Origin of the sequence: Paraburkholderia sp. (assembly GCF_050742655.1) — a bacterium.
Taxonomy (GTDB): Bacteria; Pseudomonadota; Gammaproteobacteria; order Burkholderiales; family Burkholderiaceae; genus Paraburkholderia.
The window spans coordinates 162,189-182,299 of sequence record NZ_JBOIGG010000012.1 but is presented as its reverse complement, the minus strand read 5'-3'; the positions used below and the strand labels follow the sequence as shown (position 1 = coordinate 182,299).

Here is a 20,111-nt window from a genome sequence, read left to right as displayed (position 1 = left end):
ACCGTACGCGGCGGCGCATGCATTACCAGCTGAAACCCTTCGCGTTGTCCTTGTCGATCAGCTTCACGTCGACCGGAATCGCCTTCGGCACATTGGCACCCCACTTCTTCGCGAGTGCAATGCCGAGCGCGATGCGCACCTGGTCGCGCGGGAATTGCGCGGACGTCTCGATGAACTTCGAGTTCGGCTTCTGCAGCGCGGTAATCGCTTCGGGCGCACCGTCGACGCTCGTCAGCTTGATATCCTTACCCGACGACTCGATCGCCGACAGTGCGCCCATCGAACCGCCGTCGTTCACGCTGAACACGCCCTTCAGATTCGGATGCGCCTGAATCATGTTCTCGGTGACAGTCAGAGCGGTCGCGCGTTCCTGTTTGCCGTTCTGCGTATCGACGATCTTCACGTTGGGAAACTTCGCGAGCGCCGCCTTGCAGCCGCGCACGCGCTCGAGAATCGGAACGACCGGAATGCCGTCGAGAATCGCCACTTCGCCGCTGCTGCCGATTGCTTTCGCAAGGTACTCGCACGACATCGAGCCCGCATCGAAATTCTTCGACCCAACGAACGAATCGACCGGACCGTTCGCGTTCGCATCGACCGCGACGACGACCACGCCCGCCTTCTTGGCCGAGTTCACCGCCGACACGATGCCGGTCGAGTCGGTCGGGTTCACGAGCAGGATGTCGATCTTCTTCTGCAGCATGTCCTCGACGTCGCTCACCTGTTTGCTGACGTCGTGATGCGCATCGGTGACGAAGACCTGCGCACCGATCGACGCTGCGGCTTCGTCGAGCGCCTTCTGCATCGTCACGAAGTACGGATTGTTCAGTTCCTGGAACGTCATGCCGATCTTCAGCGGCGCGGCCTGCGCAGCGGATGCGGCAAAGAGCGAGACGCAGCATGCGAGGGTTGCGACTGTTGCAATCGCGAGCGTCGAGCGCCGCACCGGTTTTCTGACAGTGATCGAAGCGATGTGCGTCATGGTTGTCTCCGTTATTGAGTGTGAGCGTGTCCCTCGCGCCGGTCGGCACGATGAGCGTTGGAACAAGGTGAGAAGCGGGTGACCTCGGGTGACCTCTACTCGATAACAGCGGTCATTCCGCTGGTGCGGGCCGCGTCAGCTGGGCGGCCACGCGGACGGCGCCGCGCGCGCCCGTCCAGCTGTTGAAGGCACGGCGGGCACGATCGGCGGCGCGCCCGCGATGCCCTCGCCGCGGGCTGCCGCTTCTTCGGAGGCAACGCGGCTCGCGTCGTTGAGTTGCTGGTAGCGGCGGAACTGCGAAGGCGCCATGCTCTTCGCCGCGAGGAACTGCCGGTTGAAGTTCGACAGGTTGTTGAAGCCAGCCTTGAAGCAGATGTCGGTGACGCTCAGCTCGTAGTCCATCAGCAGCTGGCATACGAGGTTGATGCGCATGCGGTTCACGTACTGCACGAACGGCAGCCCTGTGTGGCGACGAAAGTAACGCGAGAACGCGCTCACGCTTTGCCCCGCGAGTTGCGCGAGATCGCCTTCGCGCAGTTCACCCGCGAGGTTCTTGCCGATGTACGCGAGCGCGTGATTGATCCGCGTCGACGCGAAACTCGACGGATCGACGCTATACGCGGGACTCGCGAGAAATTCGCGATCGGTTGCGTCGAGCAGATGCTCGAGCATCGATATGAACAGCACGATGCGCCGCAGTCCGCGCGCATCGAGCAGCTCCTTGAAAAGTGGCTGGATCGCGGCGCTTGTCTGCGCGCCGAACGACACGCCGCGCTGCGCGTCGGCGAGCAGCGCTTCGACCGAACGCCACTCCGGAAAACTCTCCGTGCAATGCGTAACGAAGTCCTGGCCAAACTGCACGACGAGATTGCGCTGCGCGATCGTCTCGCCTTCCGGCACGTCGCTGACCCAGTTGTGCGGCAGGTTCGGGCCCATCAACACGAGATTGCCCGGCGCGAAACTGCTGATGTGATCGCCGACGAACATCTTGCCGGTCGTCGCTACGATCAGATGAATTTCGAATTCCGGATGAAAGTGCCAGCGCACGGTGCGGTACGGATAGCCGTGCGACCACACCTTGAACGATTCGTCGCGCCGGACCGCCACCAGTTCGAGATCGGGTTGCGCGCTAGCCTCCGGACGACGCGCGCGTTTCATGCCGCGCACCGCGACGGGTGAGTGGGCTGATTCGCAGAGATCGGTTGGGTCATCGTGTCTTCCTCCATGGACGGTGTGAAGCGCCGTCCGTCTTTTGGCCTGTCCAGCATGTCCGGCCTGTATAGCGAAAGTTAGTCGCCGGTCGCGTTCGATACCACTAAAAATGAAACGCCCAGCCGATACTTTTTTGCATTCGGGTTAGCCCGAACGCGATCGGTGTCAAATTTGACGCAATGCAGCAGCTCGCCGCAGTGCGCCAACGAAAGCGCCGCGCCGACCTTGACTTTCGATTCGGCGGATACGATCATTCGTTCACATATAGAGCAAATGCTCGATCCTGCATCGTCATCGAATTCATTCCGGATTCAACCCATTAAAGACGCACGCGGCGACCGTGCGCGCAAGACTCTCAGGAGACGCAACATGAACAGCGTGCAAGGCAGCGGCGCGGCCGCGAACGTGATCCTGCACATCGGCGTGGGATCGTTTCACCGCGCGCATCAGGCCTGGTATCTGCATCGGCTGAACGAAGCCCGTCAGGACGGCGAGCCGCACTGGTCGCTGACGGTCGGCAATATCCGCGACGACATGCGTGCCACGCTCGACGCGCTCGCCGCGCAGCACGGCGTCTACACGCTAGAAACGGTCACGCCGCATGGCGAGCGCGCATACGAAACGATCCGTTCGATCGAGCGCGTGCTGCCGTGGTCCGCGAATCTCGACGCGCTGGTCGAAGCCGGCGCCGATCCGGCCTGCAAGATCGTGTCGTTCACAGTCACCGAAGGCGGCTATTACCTCGACGAGCACGACCGGCTCGACACCGCGAACCCCGATCTCGCCGCCGACCTCGCCGGCGCGCGCACGACCATCTACGGGGCACTCGCCGCGATCCTCGAAGCGCGGATGCAGCGCAGCAACGCCGGCCCGGTCACGCTGCAGAGCTGCGACAACCTGCGCAGCAACGGCGAGCGCTTTCACGCAGGCATGAGCGAATTCCTCGAGCGGCGCGGCGCGACCGCGCTGCGCCAGTGGTTCGACGCGCACACCACCAGCCCGAACTCGATGGTCGACCGCATCACGCCGCGTCCCACCGACGACGTCCGCGAGCGCGTGCTCGCGGCCACCGGCGTCGACGATGCGAGCCCGGTGATGGGCGAGTCGTTCATCCAGTGGGTGATCGAAGACCGCTTCTGCGCGGGCCGTCCCGCGTGGGAGCGCGTCGGCGCGGAGCTGGTCGAATCGGTGCTGCCGTACGAGGAAGCGAAGATCCGCATTCTCAACGCGAGCCACAGCTGTATCGCGTGGGCGGGCACGCTGGTCGGGCTGCAGTACATCCACGAAGGCACGCTCGACGACGACATCCGCCAGTTCGCCTTCGACTACGTGACGCAGGACGTGATCCCGTGTCTCACGCCGAGCCCGCTCGATCTCGCGCGCTATCGCGACGTCGTGCTCGAGCGCTTCAGCAATCCCCATATCCAGGACACCAATCAGCGGGTCGCTGCGGACGGTTTCTCGAAGATGCCCGGCTTCATCGCGCCGACCCTCGCCGAATGCTTCGCGCGCGGCGTCGAGCCCGCCGCGACCGCGATGCTGCCCGCGCTGTTCTTCCGCTTCCTCGACCGCTGGCAACGCGGCGTGTTGCCGTATGCGTATCAGGACGGCGTGATGGACGAGCGGACCGCGCGCGGCTTCTTCGCGAGCGCCGATCCGCTGCATGCGTTCTGCACCGACCGTCTGCTGTGGGGCGGGCTGGCGCAGAACCCCGCGCTCGAGGCCGTGGTGCGTAGCGCGCTCGCGCGCGTCGATGCATGGGTTGCCGCGCGCGGCGCGACCGCCTGAACGCCGGTCCCCGTCTCGCACACTTCCCACCACGCCGCGCGCCCGTTCGCGCGGCGCGTCAGCACGCGCCAGGTTAAAACGCCCATAGCAACCCACGCCGTGGGCGGCTAAAGTAGCGCATCCCCAACGACGACCCCTCGCGCCCATGTATCTCGGCATCGACCTCGGCACGTCCGAAGTAAAAGTCCTGCTGCTCGCATCAGACGGTCGCGTGATCGGCACGGCGGGCTCACCGTTCACCGTGTCGCGGCCGCATCAGCGCTGGTCCGAACAGAATCCCGCCGACTGGTGGGACGGCACCCGCGCGGCGCTGTTCGCGTTGCGGGCCAGGTATCCCGACGAATTCGCGCAGATTCGCGGCATCGGGCTGTCCGGTCAGATGCACGGCGCGGTACTGCTCGACGCAGAAGACCGCGTGCTGCGTCCGGCGATCCTGTGGAACGACATGCGCAGCGTCGACGAATGCGCGGAACTCACCGCGCGCGCGCCGGACCTGCATCGGATCGCCGGCAATCTGGCGATGCCGGGCTTCACCGCACCGAAGCTGCTGTGGGTCGCGCGGCACGAGCCCGAGATTTTCCGGCGCACCGCGTGCGTACTGCTGCCGAAGGATTATCTGCGGCTGATGCTGACGGGCGGCAAGGTGTCCGATCCATCCGATGCCGCGGGCACGCTGTGGCTCGACGTCGCGAAGCGCGACTGGTCCGACGCGCTGCTCGCAGCCTGCGATATGCGCCGCTCGCAGATGCCCACGCTCGCCGAAGGCAGCGCACCGTCGGGCACATTGCGCCCGGAACTCGCACGCGAACTCGGCCTGCGCGACGGCGTGATCGTCGCGGCCGGCGGCGGCGACAACGCGACGAGCGCCATCGGCATCGGCGCGACGCAGCCAGGCGACGGCTTCGTGTCGCTCGGCACGTCGGGGGTTCTGTGCGTGATCGGCGACCGCTTCCGGCCGAACCCGGCATCGGCGGTACATGCGTTCTGCCACGCGATTCCGGATCGCTGGCATCAGATGAGCGTCGTGTTGTCCGCGGCGAGCTGTCTGCGCTGGGTCTGCAAGCTCACGTCCACCGACGAGCCCACGCTGCTCGGCGAAATCGGCGCGCTCGCGCCCGATGCGCTCGCCACCGCGCCGTTGTTTCTGCCGTACCTGTCCGGCGAGCGCACGCCGCACAACGACCCCTACGCGCAGGGCGTATTCTTCGGCATGACTCACGCGACCGACCGCGCGCTGCTCGGCTATGCGGCGATCGAAGGCGTGACGCTCGCGCTGACCGACGGCCTCGACGCGCTGCGCGCGGCGGGCACCGAAGCGAACGCGCTGTCGCTGCTGGGCGGCGGCGCGCGCAGCGACTACTGGGCGCAACTGCTCGCCGACGCACTCGGCACGAGCACGCGCAAGCACGGCGGCGGCGAAACCGGCGCGGCGCTCGGTGCGGCCCGGCTCGGCTGGCTCGCGACCGGGGGCAATCCGGCGGAGGTGCTGACCAAGGCACCCGTCGAACGCGAATTCACGCCGGACCCGCAGCGGCACGCGATGCTGCGTGCGCGCCTCGATGGCTTCCGTGCGCTGTATCGTCATGTGCGGCCGCTGTTCGATCCGTCGCGAGAGCGGCTCGTGTAGCGGCTTGGCGCGGACCGCATGCTACCCGCACGCAGTCCGCAGGTGACCCGCGCAGCCCATCGGATGGCGCGGGCCGCAATCCCGAAAGCGCCGCACAGGCGCCACGCAACCCAGACGGAATCCATCGTGCCCAAGTCCACCGAAAAACTCGATCTCGCGACCCGCGCGGCATGGCTCTACTACGTCGCCGGCAACACACAGAACGAGATCGCCGAAAAGCTCCAGGTGTCGCGGCCCGTCGCGCAACGGCTCGTCGCGTTCGCGGTCGAGAAGAACCTGATCCGCGTGCGCGTCGATCATCAACTGGCCGATTGCCTGACGCTCGCCGAGCGTCTGTCGAAACGCTACGGCCTGTCGATGTGCGAGGTCGTGCCGGTCGACAGCGACACGCCCGAGGAGATCGACCGCAAGCTCGCGGTCGCCGGCGCGCAGGTCATGGAGCGCTACCTCGGCGAAGAAAAACCGATGGTGATTGCAGTGGGCAGCGGCCGGACGCTGAAGGCCGCAGTCGACCAGATCGCGCAGATCGAGCGGCCGCATCATCGACTCGTGTCGATCGTCGGCGCGATCGCGCAGGACGGGTCGTCGAACCGCTACGACGTCGCGCTGCACATCTCGGAGAAGACGGGCGGCAAGCACTTCCTGCTGCCCGCCCCGCTGATCGCCGACAACGAAGCCGAACGCGCGCAGTGGTGCAATCACCGGCTGTACCGGATCGTCGAATCGCTGTCTGCGGAGGCGGATGTCGCGTTCGTCGGCATCGGCAATCTTGGGCCGCATTGTCCGCTGCACGAGGACGGCTTCATCACGTCCGATGAAGTGGACGAGCTCACGCAGCTAGGCGCGATCGCCGAGATGCTCGGCCTGCCGATCGACGCGGCGGGCGAGCGGGTCGAATCGCCGACCGGTCGTCGCGTGACCAGCATTCACCTGATGTCGCCGCCGAAGCGGCCGACCATCGGCTTTGCCGGTGGCGAGCGCAAACGCGACGCGTTGATCGCAGTGCTCAAGGGTGGCTGGCTGTCGGGGCTCGTCACCGACGAGCGGTCCGCACGCGCGGCGCTCGACGCGTGATCTTGCGCGGAACGGGCCGCGAATAAAAAAGCGGCGCACGCGGATCGCTCCGCGTGCGCCGCCTTCACTTCGTGCTACGTGCTCAGGCCGCGAGCACTTCGACGATCTTGCGCTGGAACGCCAGGCCGTCGCTGCCGAACAGATGGCAATGCTCCGGCGTCGCGCCAAGCTTTTGCGTCTCGCCCTTCGTGTGACGGTCGAGTGGCGGAATGCGCGCGATCAGTCCGTCCGGCGCGACGCTCGACTCCGCGTACAGATACGCGGAATCGCCGAGCGATTCGATCGCCATCGTGCGCGCCGACACGCCGTACTCCGCTGCGCCGCCGACATGCAGATGTTCCGGCCGGATGCCGACGGTGACCTTGTCGCCTTCCTTCGCGCTACCCGGTTCGACCGCGACGCGCTGCGTCTCGCCGGTCTCGTAGCGGACCACGACGCCGTCGCGCGATACCGACTGCACGATGCCTTCCATGAAGTTCATCTTCGGCGAGCCGATAAAGCCCGCGACAAAGCGGTTGGCCGGCGCGTGGTAGAGCTGCGTCGGGCTGCCGACCTGCTCGACGTTGCCCGCCGACAGCACGACGATCTTGTCGGCGAGCGTCATCGCCTCGACCTGATCGTGCGTCACGTAGATCATCGTGGTCTTCAGTTCGTCGTGCAGACGTGCGAACTCGAGCCGCATCTTCACGCGCAGCGCGGCGTCGAGATTCGACAGCGGTTCGTCGAACAGGAACACCTTCGGCTTGCGCGTAATTGCGCGGCCGATCGCGACGCGTTGCCGCTGGCCGCCCGACAGCTGCTTCGGCTTGCGGTCGAGCAGGTGGTCGATGTGCAGGATCTTCGCCGCGTTGCGCACGGCCACGTCGATCTCGGGCTTCTTCGTGCCCGCGAGCTTCAGACCGAACGCCATGTTGTCGTACAGCGTCATGTGCGGATAGAGCGCATACGACTGGAACACCATCGCGATGCCGCGCTTCGCGGGCGGGACGTCGTTCATCCGCGTGCCGTCGATGTTCAGGTCGCCGCCGCTGATGTCCTCGAGGCCGGCGATCATCCGCATCAACGTGGATTTACCGCAACCGCTCGGCCCCACGAAGACGACGAACTCGCCGTCCGCGATGTCGAGGTTGATGTCGCGCATCACTTCGTTGTCTTCGTAGCGCTTGCTGATACCGCGCAGGGTCAGGCTTGCCATGATGTGTCTCCACTGTTGCCAGTACTGCGTTTAACCGGTTGTCTCAATGCGAACCCACTGCCACGCGCGACGTCCACTGCGCCGCGAGCGCCGGCAGTTGCCGCATGTCGTCGAACACGTGCTGCGCACCCGCGGCGCGCAGCGCTTCGATCTGTGTAGCACTCGCGTGCCCACCGCCGATGAAGCCGAGCACCGTCATGCCCGCCGCGGTCGCGGCCGTCGCGCCGGTCACGCTGTCCTCGACGACGAGGCAGCGCTCCGGCGTCGTGCCAAGACCGCTGGCCGCCGCGAGATAAACGTCGGGCGCGGGCTTCGGCTTCGCGACCGCGTCGGCACAGAACAGCCGCTCGCCGAAGAAGCGGTCGAGGCCCGTGCGAGCGAGCACGCTCTCGACGTAAGGCCGGTAGCTATTGCTCGCGCAGGCCTTGGTCAACGCGATCTGCGCCAGCGCGTCCTCGATGCCGGCGACGGTGGGTGCCTGCATCGCGGCCTGCTCGACCGCACCGCGGATCGCCGCGATATCGGCCGGTGCCAACGTGCGGCCGAGCTGCGAAGCGGTGCCGTCGAGCACGCGCTCGATGCGCAGTCCGAGCAGCGGCATCACGACCGGCTCGACGTCCGCGTCGGGCCAGCGCGCTTCGAGTTCGCGCACGAGCATTGCCGCGGCCACTGCCTCGCTGTCGATGAGCACGCCGTCGCAGTCGCAGATCAACGCGAGGCCGGCTGCTGTCATGCGATCGCTCATTATTTGACCGCCCCGAACGTGAGACCGCGCACCAGCTGCTTCTGCGACAGCCAGCCGACGATCAGGATCGGCGCGACCGCGAGCAGCGACGCCGCCGACAGCTTCGCCCAGAACAGTCCCTCGGGGCTCGAGTACGACGCGATGAACACCGTCAGCGGCGCCGCGTTCGAGCTCGACAGGTTGATGCTCCAGAACGCCTCGTTCCACGACAGGATCACCAGCAGCAGCGCGGTGGACGCGAGGCCCGGCAGCGCCATCGGCATCAGCAGGTATACGATTTCCTGCCAGGTCGCCGCGCCGTCGATGCGGCCCGCTTCGAGGATGTCCTTCGGAATTTCATTGAAGTAGGTGAATGCCATCCACACCGCGATCGGCAGGTTGATCAACGTGTAGACGATCACGAGCCCCCACACCGTGTCGAGCAGCCCGGCGTTTTTCCACAGCAGATAGATCGGCACGAGCACGCCGACGGACGGCATCATCTTCGTCGACAGCATCCACAGCAGCACGCTCTGCGTGCGGCGGTTCGGGAAGAACGCCATCGCATATGCGGCCGGCACGGCGAGCGCGAGGCACAGCACCGTCACGCCCACCGAGATCAGCACCGAGTTCCACGCGAACGAGAAGTAATTGCTGCGCGCGAACACCTCGCGGAAGCTGTCGAGCGTCGGCATGAAAATCAGCGACGACGAGTACGCCTGCTGCTCGGTCTTGAACGCGGTGATCGTCATCCAGAAGATCGGGAAGAACAGCAGCAGCGCGATCAGCCATGCGAGGATGCCCGGGATGCTGCGCCTCACGATAGCGAACGGCGATTTGGCGGATGAAGCCGACCGCGCCGGCGTCGTTGTTGCGGCAAGCTGGCTCATTTTTCGTACTCCCCTTTCAGGTTCTTCGCGAGCATTCTCACGAGGAAGAACGACACGATGTTCGCGAGCACCACGGCGAGAATCCCGCCGGCGGATGCGAGGCCGACGTCGAACTGCTGCAGGCCGAGCGAGTAGATCAGGTACGACAGGTTGGTGGTCGCGGTGCCGGGGCCGCCGCCGGTCGTCGTGTAGATCTCGGCGAAGATCGACAGCAGGAAGATGGTTTCCATCATCACGACGACGGCGATCGCGCGCTTCAGGTGCGGCAGCGTGATGAAGAAGAACATCGAGAACGGCCCGGCGCCGTCGATCTTCGCCGCTTCCTTCTGCTCCTGATCGAGCGACTGGATCGCGGTGAACAGGATCAGGAACGCGAACGGCAACCACTGCCACGCGACGATCATGATCACCGCGGTCAGCGGATACTGGGCAAACCAGTCGATCGGCGTGAGCCCCATCGCCCGCATACCGTCGGCGACGAGTCCGTACACCGGATGCAGGATCATGTTCTTCCAGATCAGCGCACTGACCGTCGGCATCACGAAGAACGGTGCGATCGCGAGTAGCCGCGCGATGCCCTGGCCGTAGAACTTGCGGTCGAACAGCACGGACATCAGGATGCCGCCGACCACGGTGATCACCAGCACCGCGATGATCAGCTGGAGCGTGTGCACGATCGACGGGATAAACGACGGATCAGTCGCGAGATAGCGGTAGTTGTCGAGCCCAGCAAAGCCCTTCTCGTCAGGGTTCAGCAGGTTGTAGCGCGTGAACGAGAACCAGATCGTCATCGCGAGCGGGATCGCCATCCATAGCAGCAATACGGCAACGGACGGCGAAACCAGCCAGCGTGCGGAAGACGCCTTGCGCGCTTCACGGTCCTGCTCGGTTTTGGGGCGAACTTGCATGAGAGGAAGGTGTAAATGACGCATGATCGTGACCACCTTTGGGTAGTGCGCAGGTCACCGCGAGACGGTCACCCGCTGTGCTGCCGGACCCGGCCGACGGGCGTCGGCCGGGGGTCCTTCACGTTACCGCGAGGTCCCGGACGGCGTTACTTCTGATAGCCGGCCTGACGTACCGCACGGTTCGCGGCGGCATTGCCCGCTTCGAGCGCCTGATCGACCGTCATCTGGCCGGCTACTGCGCCGGAGATGCTCTGACCGACCACCGTTCCGAACGACTGGAACTCCGGAATGCCGACGAACTGCACGCCGGTGTACGGCACCGGTTTAGCGGTCGGGTGGTTCGGATCGGCCGTTTCGATCGCCTTCAGCACGAAGCTGCCGAACGGTGCGGCCTGCTGGTACTCGGGACGCGCGTAGGTCGACTGACGCGTGCCCGGCGGCACCGATGCCCAGCCTTCGTCCTTGCCGACCATTTCAATGTACTGCTTCGACGTCGCCCACGAAATGAACTTCTTCGCAGCATCCTGCGACTTCGACGACTTCGGAATGGCCAGTGCCCACGTCCACAGCCAGTGCGAGCCGTTCGGCGTGACAGCCGTCGGTGCCGCTGCGAAGCCGATCTTGTCCGCGACCTGCGACTGCTGCTTGTTATAGAGCATGCCGGCCGCGACCGTCGCGTCGATCCACATCGCGCACTTGCCCGACGACATCAGCGTGAGGTTTTCGTTGAAGCCGTTCGAGCTCGCTCCCGGAGGGCCGTCCTTCTTCAGCAGGTCGACATAGAAAGCGACCGCCTTCTTCCATTCCGGCGACGTGAGCTGCGCCTGCCATTTTTCGTCGAACCAGCGACCGCCGTAGGTGTTCACGAGCGTCGTCACGTACGCCATGTTCTCGCCCCAGCCAGCCTTGCCGCGCAGGCAGATGCCGTAGGTGCCGCTGGCCTTGTCGGTGAGCTTGTCGGCGAACTCCTTGATCTGATCGTAGGTGGGCTGGTCGGGCATCTTCAGACCCTTCGCGGCGAACAGATCCTTGCGGTAGTACGTCATCGAGCTTTCGACGTAGAACGGCAAGCCATACAGCTGGCCGTTCACCGACAGGCCGTCGCGCGCGGTTTTCACGACGTCGTTCAGATCGTAGTCGGCGGGCAGGCCCGTGAGCGGCGACAGCCAGCCGCGCTTGCCCCACTGCGGCGTTTCGTACGCGCCGATCATCACGACGTCGAACTGGCCGCTATTGGTGGTGATGTCGGTCGTCGCGCGCTGACGCAGTACGTTTTCTTCGAGAATCACCCAGTTCAGCTTGATGTCCGGATTCGCCTTTTCGAAAGCGGGCGACAGCTTCTTCAGCTCGATCATGTCCGGGTTGTTCAACATCGCGATCGTCACGGTCGCGGCGGACGCGCCGAGCGTCGCGCATGCCAGCGCACCGGCACTGATCGCCTTGAGCGCAAATCGGTGAGTTCGTTTCATTGCTTGTCTCCTTTATCGTTAGTGACTGGCTGCGTGATCTGCTTGCGGCTACGTGATGCGGATGAGTCTACGTGGTGCGGGTGGGAAGCGGCTTTGAAGCGACTTTGAATCAGCTCATCCAGTTGCCGCCGTCGACGTTCAGCGTCTGGGCGGTGATGTAATCGGCGTCGGCGGAAGCGAGAAACAGCGCGGCGCCGGTGAGATCGTCGGGTACACCCATGCGGCCGAGCGGTACCGCTTCGCCGACGAGGCGTTTCTTCTCGCCCAGCGGCCGGTTTTCATAGCGCGCGAAGAGCGCGTCGACCTGCTCCCACATCGGCGTGTCGACGACGCCAGGCGCGATGCCATTGACGTTGATCCTGTGCGGCGCGAGCGCGAGCGCCGCCGATTGCGTGTAGCTCAGGACCGCCGCCTTCGTCGCGCAGTAGTGGGACACGAGCGCTTCGCCGCGGCGGCCGGCCTGCGACGACATATTGATGATCTTGCCGCCGTGTCCCTGCTCGACCATCTTGCGGGCCACGGCTTGCATCAGGAAGAACATGCCTTTGACGTTGACCGAGAAGAGTCTGTCGAAGATGTCCCAGGATTCGTCGAGAAGCGGGCGCATGTCGAACAGCGCGGCGTTGTTGAACAGGATATCGATCTGGCTGAAGCGGGACATGGTCTGCTCGACGATACGCTCGATGTCGTCGCGACGGGTGACGTCCGCCGACAATGCGAGCACGCGCTCGCCGGCGATGTCCTGCAGATGCTGCGCGAAACTGTCGGCGGGCTTCAGGTCGACGAGCACGCAGCGCGCACCTTCATCCAGATAACGCTTCGCGACCGCCTCGCCGATCCCGCTTGCCGCTCCTGTCAGAATCGCCACCTTGTCTTGCAGTCGTGCCGCCACCGCGTGTCTCCAAGTTTCGTTCCGGTTGTCCGACGCTGAGCGAACGCTCTGTGCGCGAACAATTGCTCTGTTTGTGATCGAATGATCGGATACGTGTCCGGTCATGTCAAGGCACGCGGCAAGATTTCGATGGTGCAGCGCGTCAGTCATCGCGAGCCTGGTTATCGGGCGTATGCAGCATCGCTCCCATCCGCTTGCGATACGTTATATCATTCCGCACTCGCGTCATTCGACGCTCACGGAATGTCCGTATGTCTGCTTCATCCGCTTCATCCGCTTCATCCACCGATCGACTCGCTGCCCAGCTAGCCGCCGCCGACGCCGTCGCAGCCCGCGAAGGGCTCTCGCTGACGCCGCTGCGCCGCCAGGTCTATGCGCTCGTCGCCGCGAGCGAACGGCCCGTCGGTGCATACGACCTGCTCCACGCACTCGCGCCACAGCGCGGCCGCGTACCGCCGACCACCGTCTACCGCGCGCTCGATTTTCTCGTCGCGCATGGCTTCGTCCACCGGATCGAATCGAAGAACGCGTTCTTCGCCTGCTGCGAGATCGGCCGGCCGCATCACGGCCAGTTCCTGATCTGCGAAGCGTGCGGCGCGACCGTCGAGATCCCCGGCGACGAACTCGCCGCGCAGCTGTCGCACAGCGCGCCGGCTCACGGTTTCGAAGTGCATCGCCAGGTCGTGGAGCTGAGCGGCCTGTGCGCCGCCTGCCAGGCCCAGCCGCATGCTCAGCGATCCGCCGGCGCATCCGTATAGCAATCCACCGACACACCGCTCTCACTCTTCACAACAGGAATCAGGACAAGCCGATGAACACCCTCACCGCTCCGTTGACCCGCCGCATGCTGGGCCTGTCGAAGTACCTCGTGGCCGGCGCCGCCGCTTTGACGCTCGCTCATACCGCGTTCGCGCAAAACGCAAAGATCCGCGTCGTAGCGGCTGAGAATTTTTACGGCGACGTCGTGCATCAACTCGGCGGCGAGCATGTCGACGTGACGAGCATCCTGAGCAATCCCGACCAGGATCCGCATCTGTTCGAAGCCAGCCCGAAGACGGCGCGCGCGCTGCAGCAGGCGAGCCTTGTCGTCTACAACGGTGCCGATTACGATCCGTGGATGACGAAGCTGCTGAACGCATCGAAGAACCCGCAGCGCACGACGATCGTCGCAGCGGATCTCGTCGGCAAGAAGAGCGGCGACAATCCGCACCTGTGGTACGACCCGGCGACGATGCCGGCCGTCGCGCGCGCGGTCACCGCGGCGCTCGACGCTGCTGACCCCGCGCACAAAGCGGCGTACGATGCGAACCTCGCAGGCTTCCTCGATTCGATGAAGCCGATCGTCGACAAGGCCGCCGCGCTGCGCGCCCGCTACGCCGGCGTGCCGGTGACAGCGACGGAGCCGGTGTTCGGCTACATGTCGGATGCGATCGGCCTCGACATGCGCAACCAGCGCTTCCAGCTGGCCGCGATGAACGATACCGAAGCGAGCGCATCGGACATCGCAGCGTTCGAGAAAGACCTGCGCGACAAGCGCGTCCATGTCCTGATCTATAACAGCCAGGCGACCGAAGCCCTGACCAAACGCATGTTGAAACTGGCCCAGCAATCGCATGTCCCGACGGTGAGCGTCACCGAGACGGAGCCCGCCGGCAAGAACTTCCAGCAATGGATGCTCGCGCAGCTGAACGCGCTCGAAACCGCGCTCGCCGTGGGCGGCCCCGGCAAAGGAACCGCGCAATGACAGCGACAGGCCGCCCGGCGAACCTGGCGAATGTGGCGAGCACGCCGGCCACCGGCGCCACGCCCGTTCTCGAACTCGAGCATGTGACGCTCGATCTCGGCGGCCGCACGATCTTGCGCGACGCGAGCTTCGTCGTGAACCAGGGTGAATTCATCGGCGTGCTCGGGCCGAACGGCGCGGGCAAGACGACGCTGATGCGCGCGGTGCTCGGCCTCGTGCCGGCCGCGCATGGCGCGATCCGCGTGCTCGGCGCAAGCGTCGAGCGCGGCAATCCGTCGATCGGCTACATGCCGCAGACGCGCAGCGCGCTCGCCGGCCGACGCGTGCGCGGCCGCGATTTCGTCGCGATGGCCGCGGACGGTCATCGCTGGGGCTGGCCGCATGCCGATGCGAAAACCCGCGCGGACGTCGAGCGCGTGCTCGAACTGGTCGACGGCACGGCGCTCGCAGGACGGCCGCTGTCCGAGTTGTCCGGCGGCGAGCGGCAGCGTCTGCTGCTCGCGCAATGCCTGCTCGGCAACCCGCGGCTGCTGCTGCTCGACGAGCCGCTGATCAGCCTCGATCCGCATCATCAGAAAGGCGTCGTCGAGCTGGTGCGGCGCGTGCAGCAGGAACTGGGCATCGCCGTGCTGTTCTCCGCGCACGAACTCAATCCGCTGCTGCACGCGCTCGATCGCGTGCTGTACCTCGGCAGCGGCGTCGCGGCGCTCGGTACCGTCGACGAAGTCATCACGAAGCCGGTGCTGTCGCGCCTCTACGGCTCGACGATCGACGTGATGCGCGTGAACGGTCGCATCTTCGTGATGTCGGGCGACGTCGAAGTCGAAAAGCACGACCACGCGCACGAGGACGACGGCCACGATCACGGCGGCCACGCTCATTCCCACGCTCACTCGAGCACACCGCGCGACGGACACACGCACGATGTTTGAATACGACTTCATGATCAACGCATTCGCGGCGTCCGGGATCGTCGCGGTGCTGGCCGGCATCGTCGGCTACTTCCTCGTGATGCGCGGACAGACCTTCGCAGGCCACGCGCTGTCGCACGTCGGCTTCACCGGCGCGACGGGTGCGGTGCTGATCGGCATCTCGCCGATCTGGGGGATGGTCGGCTTCACACTGGCCGCGGGTGTCGGGATGGGTGCGCTCGGCGAACGTCTCGCGGGACGCGACGTCGCGATCGGCATGGTCCTGTCGCTGTCGCTTGGCTTCGGGCTGCTGTTCCTGCACTTCTTCACGGCCTACGCGACGCAGGTCACCGCGCTGCTGTTCGGCAACGTGCTCGGCGTGAGCGCGCCGACGCTCGTGATCCTCGGCGCGCTCGCCGCATTGAGTCTTGTCGCGCTCGCGGCAATCATGCGGCCGCTGCTGTTCGCGTCGCTGCAGCCCGAACTCGCGGAAGCGAAGGGCGTCTCGCTGCGTGCCGTGTCGATCCTGTTCCTCGCGATCGCGGCGATCGCCGTCGCCGCGTGCACGCAGATCGTCGGCGTGCTGCTCGTGTTCACGTTGATGGTGGGACCGGCCGCGGCCGCGCAGAACCTGACCACGCGACTCTCCGCCGGCCTCGCGCTCGCCGCGCTGCTCGCGCTCGCGCAAGCGTGGATCGGCCTGACGCTTGCGTACTACACCGACTGGCCGACGAGCTTCTGGATCACCGCGCTCGCGGCACTCTTGTACAGCGGCAGTCTGCTCGGACGCCGCTGAAGTACGCGAGGCTCGAACGCAAAACAGAACGGGGCGCCGGATATTGTCCGGCGCCCCGTTTCGTTTTCACCGCCACCGCTAAAGCTTCAGCCGAGCAACACCTTCGCATGATGCGCGACGTGATCCTCGATGAAGCTCTGGATGAAGTAATACCCGTGGTCGTAGCCCGCGTGACGACGCAGCACCAGCGGCTGCCTCGCCGCACGACACGCCGCTTCGAACACGTCGGGGTTTAGCTGGGTCGCGAGAAACTGGTCGGCGAGACCCTGATCGACCAGGATCCCCTCATCGAAACGGCGCGACGCGTGCGCGACCAGTTCGCTCGCGTCGTACTGCTTCCACGCTTCGCGATCGTCACCGAGGTAACCCGAGAACGCTTTCTCGCCCCACGGGCAACGCGTCGGCGCCGCGATCGGCGCGAACGCCGACACCGAGCGGTAAATCTCCGGGTTGCGTAGCGCCAGCATCAGCGCGCCGTGTCCGCCCATCGAATGCCCAAAGATGCCGAGCCGTTCGCCGTCGACCGGCAGGTTTGCAAGCACGGTCTCGCGCAGTTCGTCGCGCACGTACGAGTACATCCGGTAGTGCCTGGACCACGGCTCACGCGTCGCGTCGACGTAGAAGCCCGCTCCGACGCCGAAGTCCCACATATCGCTTTCGCCCGCGATGCCCGCGCCACGCGGACTCGTATCGGGCGCGATCAGCGCGATGCCGTGCTGCGCAGCAAAGCGCTGCGCGCCGCCCTTGATCGGAAACGTCTCTTCAGTGCAGGTCAGCCCCGCGAGATAGAACAGCGCAGGCACGCGTCCCCGCGCGGCCTGCGGCGGCAGGTACGCGGCGAAGCGCATCGGCAGACCAATCGTCTTCGCATCGTGCCGATAGAAGCGCTGCTCGCCGCCGTAGCAGGCTTGCGATGAAACAAGTTCGAGCATCGTCATCCCCTTGCGATCAGTACAGCACGACCGAGCGGATCGACTCGCCCTTCTTCATCAGGTCGAAGCCTTCGTTGATCCGGTCGAGCGGCAGACGGTGGGTGATCAGATCGTCGATATTGATCTTGCCTTCCATGTACCAGTCGACGATCTTCGGCACATCGGTGCGGCCGCGCGCGCCGCCGAACGCCGAGCCCTTCCACTGCCGGCCGGTGACGAGCTGGAACGGCCGCGTGCTGATTTCCTCGCCGGCCGCCGCCACGCCGATGATGAACGACTGGCCCCAGCCCTTGTGCGTGCATTCGAGCGCCTGACGCATCACCTTCGTGTTGCCGATGCATTCGAACGAGTAGTCGGCACCGCCGTCGGTCAGTTGCACGATATGGTCGACGACGTTCTCGACCTCGTTCGGGTTGATGAAGTGCGTCATGCCGAACTTCTTCGCGAGTTCGACGCGACCGGGGTTGAGGTCCACACCGATGATCTTGTCAGCCCCTACCATTTTGGCGCCCTGGATCACGTTCAGCCCGATGCCGCCGAGCCCGAACACGACGACGTTCGCGCCCGCCTCGACCTTCGCCGAGTACACCACCGCGCCGACGCCCGTCGTCACGCCGCAGCCGATGTAGCAGACCTTGTCGAACGGCGCGTCCTCGCGGATCTTCGCGACCGCGATCTCCGGCACCACGATGTAGTTCGAGAACGTCGACGTGCCCATGTAGTGAAACAGCGGCTTGCCGTCGATCGAAAAGCGCGAGCTCGCATCCGGCATCAGGCCGCGGCCCTGGGTCGTGCGGATCGCCTGGCACAGGTTGGTCTTGCGCGACAGGCAGAACTTGCACTGCCGGCATTCGGGCGTATACAGCGGGATCACGTGATCGCCCTTCTTCAGCGATCCGACACCCGCACCGACGTCGACCACGATGCCCGCGCCCTCATGGCCGAGAATCGCCGGGAAGATGCCTTCCGGATCCGCGCCCGACAGCGTGTAGTAGTCGGTATGGCAGATGCCCGTCGCCTTCACCTCGATCAGCACTTCGCCCGCGCGCGGTCCTTCGAGATCGACTTCCTCGATCGTCAGCGGCGCGCCGGCCTTCCATGCGATGGCTGCTTTGGTCTTCATCGTGAATGCTCCTGGATCGGTTGATTCGAAAACTGGGTTGCGCAATACATGACCTCTGCCACTCGCGCGGCGACCGGCGTCATGATCGCAAAAAAATGTGTGTATTGCGTTGGCACGCACGCCGCCGCATTGATCGTGCGCGACATCCTCATGTGCCTGGCTTCGGCGTGTCGAACCATGTCTCGACACGCCCATACAACTCGATGAAACGCGCGTGACGCTGGGCGAGCGCCCCATCGGCGCGCGGTGCGGCGACCAGCGTCGACGCTGGTGCGAGCGCGGCGAGATCGCCCGCATGCCAGTGCCCGCACGCGAGCCCCCCGAGGATCGCTGCCCCGCGCCCGGCCGCATTCGGGCAATCGAGCGCGTGCAGTTCGACGTCGAGTGCATCGGCGAGCAGTTGGCGCCAGCGCGCATCGACGGAGCCACCGCCCGCGAGCCGCAGCGTCGACACCGGCGCGCCACTCGCGCGGATCGCATCGAGCCCCGCGCGCAATGCGAACGCGACGCCTTCGAACGCGGCGCGCATCAACGTGCCGCGCGTGTGACCGAGCGCGAGTCCGAGCCAGCCGCCGCGTGCCGACGGATTGAGCCACGGCGAACGCTCGCCGGTCAGATACGGCAGGAACGCGAGGCCGTCGTCCGGTTCGATAGCGAACGCGTCGCGATAGGCATCCGTCCATTCATACGACAGCCAGCCGCGCACCGCTTCGAGCGCCACGCCGACGTTCTGCATCGCGGCCATCCGGTACCAGTCGTCGGTGGCCGCGCGATAGCGATGCAGGCCGCGCGCGGCCGCGGGCTCGGTGGTCGAAAGCACGACGATCTGGCCGCCGGTGCCGGTCGTCAGCAGCGCATCGCCGTCGCGCGCGAGACCGCTGCCGAGCATCGCGCACGGTGTATCGGCCGCGCCGGTCGCGAGCACGATGCCCGCGCGCAGACCAAGCGCGCGCGCCGCGTCGGCGGACAGCGCGCCGCCCGCCGCATACGCGGGCTGCAACGGTGCGAAGAGATCGTGCGGCAAACCGAGCCGGTCGATCAGCGCGCGGTCCCACATGCCGGCCGGATCGGCGAGCGCGGTCGCGCATGCATCGGACGGATCGGTGACAGCCACGCCGCCGAGCGCGACGCGCAGCCAGTCCTTGGGCTGCAGCGCCCAGCGCGCGGCTTCCAGCGCGTGCGGTTCGTGTTGTGCGACCCAGCGCAGCAGCGGACCAGCCATACCCGGCGCGACAGGATTCGGCTGCGGCTCGGGCCACGCGTCGAGCAATGCGAGCGCGCGCGTGTCGGGCCACAGCATCGCAGGACGCACCGCCTGGCCGTCGGCATCGGTCAGCACGACGCCGTGCATCTGCCCCGACAGACCGATCGCCGAGACGGCCGCACGTTCGTCCGCGGGCAGACGCGCGGACGCTTCGCATAGCGCGCGCCACCACGTCGATACGGCCGTCTCGGCCCAACCCGGATGAGGCGTATCAAGCGCATACGCGACGCTCGCCGACGCGCATTCGCGACCGGCTTCGTCGACGATCGCGAGCTTCAGTGAACCGGTACCGAGATCGATGCCGAGAAAGCGCATGAGAAAGCCGAGAAAAAGAGAACAACGAGAGAAGAACGTGAAGCTTACGACAGCCGCATCGCGACAGCGTGTCACCACCGTTCGAGGGTTAACCCCGCCGCCCGCGCCACCACGTCGAAACGCCATCATGCGCAGCGCGGAATACACCTCATAGATTTTCACACATATGCTCGCGCACGGCGCCGCGGGGAACCTGCGCGCAGGCTGCCGCGTCACGGGGCCTGCGGTGTTTGCCAGCCGTGCGGGCCATTCTGCGTGCCCGCAA

At 65.7% G+C, this 20,111-nt stretch carries 19 protein-coding genes; 7 read left to right on the top strand and 12 right to left on the bottom strand.

From position 1 onward, the window contains the following. Nucleotides 1-22: 22 nt before the first annotated feature. The 3 genes from ACREXZ_RS18560 to ACREXZ_RS18550 form a co-directional block, all read right to left on the bottom strand. Nucleotides 23-982 carry an ABC transporter substrate-binding protein gene (locus ACREXZ_RS18560; protein WP_431765568.1) on the bottom strand — a complete coding sequence of 320 codons (960 nt, stop codon included), beginning with the start codon at nucleotides 980-982 and terminating at the stop codon, nucleotides 23-25. Nucleotides 983-1,117: 135 nt separating this feature from the next. Next, nucleotides 1,118-2,140, bottom strand: coding sequence for an AraC family transcriptional regulator (locus ACREXZ_RS18555; RefSeq protein WP_431765567.1), 1,023 nt, complete (start codon nucleotides 2,138-2,140; stop codon nucleotides 1,118-1,120). Between the two features lie 131 nt (nucleotides 2,141-2,271). Next, a complete protein-coding gene (locus ACREXZ_RS18550) occupies nucleotides 2,272-2,448 on the bottom strand; it encodes a hypothetical protein (RefSeq protein ID WP_431765566.1) in 177 nt (58 codons plus the stop codon). A 115-nt stretch (nucleotides 2,449-2,563) separates the two neighbouring features. Here ACREXZ_RS18550 and dalD point away from each other — a divergent pair, with 115 nt between their 5' ends. The 3 genes from dalD (at nucleotide 2,564) to ACREXZ_RS18535 (ending at nucleotide 6,683) form a co-directional block, all read left to right on the top strand. Beyond that, nucleotides 2,564-3,982 carry a D-arabinitol 4-dehydrogenase gene (dalD, locus tag ACREXZ_RS18545; RefSeq protein WP_431765565.1) on the top strand — a complete coding sequence of 473 codons (1,419 nt, stop codon included), beginning with the start codon at nucleotides 2,564-2,566 and terminating at the stop codon, nucleotides 3,980-3,982. A gap of 145 nt (nucleotides 3,983-4,127) precedes the next feature. Further along, the gene (xylB, locus tag ACREXZ_RS18540) at nucleotides 4,128-5,609 is read left to right on the top strand and encodes a xylulokinase (RefSeq protein WP_431765564.1); all 1,482 of its coding nucleotides are present in this window, start codon (nucleotides 4,128-4,130) and stop codon (nucleotides 5,607-5,609) included. 126 nt (nucleotides 5,610-5,735) lie between these two features. Then, nucleotides 5,736-6,683 carry a sugar-binding transcriptional regulator gene (locus tag ACREXZ_RS18535; protein WP_431765563.1) on the top strand — a complete coding sequence of 316 codons (948 nt, stop codon included), beginning with the start codon at nucleotides 5,736-5,738 and terminating at the stop codon, nucleotides 6,681-6,683. A gap of 82 nt (nucleotides 6,684-6,765) precedes the next feature. On the opposite strand, the gene ACREXZ_RS18530 is transcribed toward ACREXZ_RS18535, so the two are convergent. From ACREXZ_RS18530 to ACREXZ_RS18505, 6 genes are all read right to left on the bottom strand, one after another. Then, nucleotides 6,766-7,878: an ABC transporter ATP-binding protein gene (locus ACREXZ_RS18530; RefSeq protein WP_431765562.1), complete on the bottom strand. Its 1,113-nt coding sequence runs from the start codon at nucleotides 7,876-7,878 to the stop codon at nucleotides 6,766-6,768. A 43-nt stretch (nucleotides 7,879-7,921) separates the two neighbouring features. Next, complete coding sequence (locus ACREXZ_RS18525; RefSeq protein WP_431765561.1) at nucleotides 7,922-8,611, bottom strand: HAD family hydrolase; 690 nt, start codon at nucleotides 8,609-8,611, stop codon at nucleotides 7,922-7,924. Between the two features lie 11 nt (nucleotides 8,612-8,622). After that, a complete protein-coding gene (locus ACREXZ_RS18520; protein WP_431765560.1) occupies nucleotides 8,623-9,492 on the bottom strand; it encodes a carbohydrate ABC transporter permease in 870 nt (289 codons plus the stop codon). Beyond that, nucleotides 9,489-10,424, bottom strand: a complete 936-nt coding sequence (locus ACREXZ_RS18515) for a carbohydrate ABC transporter permease (RefSeq protein ID WP_431765559.1) — start codon at nucleotides 10,422-10,424, stop codon at nucleotides 9,489-9,491. The genes ACREXZ_RS18520 and ACREXZ_RS18515 overlap by 4 nt, the downstream gene beginning before the upstream one ends. 122 nt (nucleotides 10,425-10,546) lie before the next feature. Further along, entirely contained in the window at nucleotides 10,547-11,869 is a 1,323-nt protein-coding gene (locus ACREXZ_RS18510; RefSeq protein WP_431765558.1) for an ABC transporter substrate-binding protein, read from the bottom strand. A 109-nt stretch (nucleotides 11,870-11,978) separates the two neighbouring features. Continuing rightward, a complete protein-coding gene (locus ACREXZ_RS18505; RefSeq protein ID WP_431765557.1) occupies nucleotides 11,979-12,761 on the bottom strand; it encodes an L-iditol 2-dehydrogenase in 783 nt (260 codons plus the stop codon). Nucleotides 12,762-13,012: 251 nt separating this feature from the next. On the opposite strand from ACREXZ_RS18505, the gene ACREXZ_RS18500 reads away from it, so the two are divergent. From ACREXZ_RS18500 to ACREXZ_RS18485, 4 genes are all read left to right on the top strand, one after another. Beyond that, a complete protein-coding gene (locus ACREXZ_RS18500; protein WP_431765556.1) occupies nucleotides 13,013-13,519 on the top strand; it encodes a Fur family transcriptional regulator in 507 nt (168 codons plus the stop codon). Nucleotides 13,520-13,605: 86 nt separating this feature from the next. Beyond that, complete coding sequence (locus ACREXZ_RS18495; RefSeq protein WP_431765602.1) at nucleotides 13,606-14,505, top strand: metal ABC transporter solute-binding protein; 900 nt, start codon at nucleotides 13,606-13,608, stop codon at nucleotides 14,503-14,505. Continuing rightward, nucleotides 14,502-15,437: an ABC transporter ATP-binding protein gene (locus ACREXZ_RS18490; protein ID WP_431765555.1), complete on the top strand. Its 936-nt coding sequence runs from the start codon at nucleotides 14,502-14,504 to the stop codon at nucleotides 15,435-15,437. The genes ACREXZ_RS18495 and ACREXZ_RS18490 overlap by 4 nt, the downstream gene beginning before the upstream one ends. Beyond that, nucleotides 15,430-16,212 carry a metal ABC transporter permease gene (locus ACREXZ_RS18485; RefSeq protein WP_431765554.1) on the top strand — a complete coding sequence of 261 codons (783 nt, stop codon included), beginning with the start codon at nucleotides 15,430-15,432 and terminating at the stop codon, nucleotides 16,210-16,212. Before ACREXZ_RS18490 ends, ACREXZ_RS18485 begins: the two co-directional genes overlap by 8 nt. An 86-nt stretch (nucleotides 16,213-16,298) precedes the next feature. Here ACREXZ_RS18485 and fghA read toward each other — a convergent pair whose 3' ends face one another. From fghA to ACREXZ_RS18470, 3 genes are all read right to left on the bottom strand, one after another. Beyond that, a complete protein-coding gene (gene fghA, locus ACREXZ_RS18480) occupies nucleotides 16,299-17,144 on the bottom strand; it encodes an S-formylglutathione hydrolase (RefSeq protein ID WP_431765553.1) in 846 nt (281 codons plus the stop codon). Between the two features lie 16 nt (nucleotides 17,145-17,160). Beyond that, on the bottom strand, nucleotides 17,161-18,267 hold the full coding sequence (locus tag ACREXZ_RS18475) for an S-(hydroxymethyl)glutathione dehydrogenase/class III alcohol dehydrogenase (protein ID WP_431765552.1): 1,107 nt from the start codon (nucleotides 18,265-18,267) through the stop codon (nucleotides 17,161-17,163). Between the two features lie 148 nt (nucleotides 18,268-18,415). Next, nucleotides 18,416-19,846 carry a xylulokinase gene (locus tag ACREXZ_RS18470; protein WP_431765551.1) on the bottom strand — a complete coding sequence of 477 codons (1,431 nt, stop codon included), beginning with the start codon at nucleotides 19,844-19,846 and terminating at the stop codon, nucleotides 18,416-18,418. Nucleotides 19,847-20,111 lie beyond the last annotated feature (265 nt).

What these genes read in the sequence shown, in the direction of transcription:
- ACREXZ_RS18560 (WP_431765568.1), bottom strand. Translation starts at nt 982, where the DNA reads ATGACGCACATCGCTTCGATCACTGTCAGAAAACCGGTGCGGCGCTCG.
- ACREXZ_RS18555 (WP_431765567.1), bottom strand. Translation starts at nt 2,140, where the DNA reads ATGAAACGCGCGCGTCGTCCGGAGGCTAGCGCGCAACCCGATCTCGAA.
- ACREXZ_RS18550 (WP_431765566.1), bottom strand. Translation starts at nt 2,448, where the DNA reads ATGATCGTATCCGCCGAATCGAAAGTCAAGGTCGGCGCGGCGCTTTCG.
- dalD (WP_431765565.1), top strand. Translation starts at nt 2,564, where the DNA reads ATGAACAGCGTGCAAGGCAGCGGCGCGGCCGCGAACGTGATCCTGCAC.
- xylB (WP_431765564.1), top strand. Translation starts at nt 4,128, where the DNA reads ATGTATCTCGGCATCGACCTCGGCACGTCCGAAGTAAAAGTCCTGCTG.
- ACREXZ_RS18530 (WP_431765562.1), bottom strand. Translation starts at nt 7,878, where the DNA reads ATGGCAAGCCTGACCCTGCGCGGTATCAGCAAGCGCTACGAAGACAAC.
- ACREXZ_RS18525 (WP_431765561.1), bottom strand. Translation starts at nt 8,611, where the DNA reads ATGACAGCAGCCGGCCTCGCGTTGATCTGCGACTGCGACGGCGTGCTC.
- ACREXZ_RS18520 (WP_431765560.1), bottom strand. Translation starts at nt 9,492, where the DNA reads ATGAGCCAGCTTGCCGCAACAACGACGCCGGCGCGGTCGGCTTCATCC.
- ACREXZ_RS18515 (WP_431765559.1), bottom strand. Translation starts at nt 10,424, where the DNA reads ATGCGTCATTTACACCTTCCTCTCATGCAAGTTCGCCCCAAAACCGAG.
- ACREXZ_RS18510 (WP_431765558.1), bottom strand. Translation starts at nt 11,869, where the DNA reads ATGAAACGAACTCACCGATTTGCGCTCAAGGCGATCAGTGCCGGTGCG.
- ACREXZ_RS18500 (WP_431765556.1), top strand. Translation starts at nt 13,013, where the DNA reads ATGTCTGCTTCATCCGCTTCATCCGCTTCATCCACCGATCGACTCGCT.
- ACREXZ_RS18495 (WP_431765602.1), top strand. Translation starts at nt 13,606, where the DNA reads ATGCTGGGCCTGTCGAAGTACCTCGTGGCCGGCGCCGCCGCTTTGACG.
- ACREXZ_RS18490 (WP_431765555.1), top strand. Translation starts at nt 14,502, where the DNA reads ATGACAGCGACAGGCCGCCCGGCGAACCTGGCGAATGTGGCGAGCACG.
- ACREXZ_RS18485 (WP_431765554.1), top strand. Translation starts at nt 15,430, where the DNA reads ATGTTTGAATACGACTTCATGATCAACGCATTCGCGGCGTCCGGGATC.
- fghA (WP_431765553.1), bottom strand. Translation starts at nt 17,144, where the DNA reads ATGCTCGAACTTGTTTCATCGCAAGCCTGCTACGGCGGCGAGCAGCGC.
- ACREXZ_RS18475 (WP_431765552.1), bottom strand. Translation starts at nt 18,267, where the DNA reads ATGAAGACCAAAGCAGCCATCGCATGGAAGGCCGGCGCGCCGCTGACG.
- ACREXZ_RS18470 (WP_431765551.1), bottom strand. Translation starts at nt 19,846, where the DNA reads ATGCGCTTTCTCGGCATCGATCTCGGTACCGGTTCACTGAAGCTCGCG.